The organism is Pseudonocardia sp. SID8383, assembly GCF_009864975.1.
GTDB lineage: Bacteria > Actinomycetota > Actinomycetes > Mycobacteriales > Pseudonocardiaceae > Pseudonocardia > Pseudonocardia alni.
On record NZ_WWFY01001225.1, the window covers coordinates 1 to 549 of the forward strand.

The following is a 549-nucleotide window of genomic DNA, read 5'->3' on the forward strand; positions in this document are numbered from 1 at the left end:
GACGACGCCGTCGCGAGCCCGGACGTGCCGCTGCCCGCCGCGGACGCCGAGCGGCTGCGCGCGACCCTCGCCGGGCTGACCGCCCTCCTGCTCCCCGCCCCGGGCCCTCTCATGATCACCGGCTCGGACGGGATCGCTGCCACCGGCGGCACCGATCCCCTCCCAGGTGACGATCACGGCCGTCCCGCCCCGGCCACCGGGCCCGACCCGGCTGCCGGTGACGTCGCCGACCGGGTCTTCACGCCCCCCGGAGCCGACACCCCGCCGGTCCCCTTCGACACCGGCGCCCGCGACGCCCGGGGCGGCCCCGTCCCCGGCCGCGACGTCGCCGCCACGCCCGGCGCGGTCGTCCTGCGCACCCCGATGTTCGAGCTGCTGCAGTACCTGCCGCGGACCGAGACGGTGCACGACACCCCGGTGCTGGTCGTCCCGCCGCTGGTGCACCGCTACTGGCTGGCCGACCTCGCGCCCGGGTACTCGCTGGTCGAGCACCTGCTCGGGAAGGGCCTGCAGGTGTTCGCGCTGTCCTGGCGCCCGGCGGGCCCCGCC

The 549-nt window shown here is 78.3% G+C and carries 1 pseudogene; it reads left to right on the forward strand.

Going from position 1 to position 549, the window contains the following annotated elements:
* Positions 1 to 549: pseudogene (locus GTW08_RS31315) on the forward strand (hypothetical protein); the annotation flags it as partial.